This window comes from Burkholderia sp. AU27893, assembly GCF_002223205.1.
GTDB lineage: Bacteria > Pseudomonadota > Gammaproteobacteria > Burkholderiales > Burkholderiaceae > Burkholderia.
This window is the reverse complement of record NZ_NKFD01000014.1, coordinates 1-1,166: the sequence shown is the minus strand read 5'-3', so window position 1 is coordinate 1,166 and position 1,166 is coordinate 1. Positions and strand designations below refer to the sequence as shown.

Genomic DNA, 1,166 nt, shown 5'->3' with positions numbered 1-1,166 from the left:
GTAGTGATCGTATCGGCCGCGCGGACCGCGGTCGGCAAATTCGGCGGTTCGCTTGCGAAGATTGCGGCGCCCGAGCTGGGCGCGACGGTGATCCGCGCGGTGCTGGAGCGTGCGGGCGTGAAGCCCGAGCAGGTCAGCGAAGTGATCATGGGCCAGGTGCTGACGGCCGGTTCCGGGCAGAACCCGGCGCGGCAGTCGCTGATCAAGGCCGGGCTGCCGACGGCAGTGCCGGGGATGACGATCAACAAGGTGTGCGGCTCCGGCCTGAAGGCCGTGATGCTGGCGGCGAACGCGATCGTCGCGGGCGACGCGGAGATCGTGATCGCGGGCGGCCAGGAGAACATGAGCGCGTCGCCGCACGTGCTGCCGGGCTCGCGCGACGGGTTCCGGATGGGTGACGCGAAGCTGGTCGACACGATGATCGTCGACGGCCTGTGGGACGTGTACAACCAGTACCACATGGGCATCACGGCGGAGAACGTCGCGAAGGAATACGGGATCACGCGCGAGGAGCAGGACGCGTTCGCGGCGTTGTCGCAGAACAAGGCGGAAGCCGCGCAGAAGGCCGGCCGCTTCGACGATGAAATCGTGCCGGTGGCGATTCCGCAACGCAAGGGCGAGCCGCTGCAGTTCGCCACCGACGAATTCGTGCGTCACGGCGTGACGGCGGAGTCGCTGGCGGGGCTGAAGCCGGCGTTCTCGAAGGACGGCTCGGTGACGGCGGCGAACGCGTCGGGGCTGAACGACGGCGCGGCGGCGGTGCTGGTGATGTCGGCGCAGAAGGCGGCGGCACTCGGCCTGACGCCGCTGGCGCGGATCAAGGCGTACGCGAACGCGGGCGTGGATCCGAGCGTGATGGGGATGGGCCCGGTGCCGGCATCGCGCCGGTGCCTGGAGCGCGCGGGCTGGACGCCGGGCGACCTGGACCTGATGGAGATCAACGAGGCATTCGCGGCGCAGGCGCTGGCGGTGCACAAGCAGATGGGCTGGGACACGTCGAAGGTGAACGTGAACGGCGGGGCGATCGCGATCGGCCACCCGATCGGCGCGTCGGGCTGCCGGATCCTGGTGACGCTGCTGCACGAGATGGCCAAGCGCGATGCGAAGCGCGGGCTGGCGTCGCTGTGCATCGGCGGCGGGATGGGTGTCGCGCTCGCGGTCGAGCG

Annotated in this window: 1 protein-coding gene; it reads left to right on the top strand. The window is 70.1% G+C overall.

The annotated features are described in order from the left end of the window. A partial coding sequence (locus tag CFB47_RS39950; protein WP_256946858.1) for an acetyl-CoA C-acetyltransferase occupies positions 1–1,166 on the top strand: 1,166 nt, incomplete at both ends.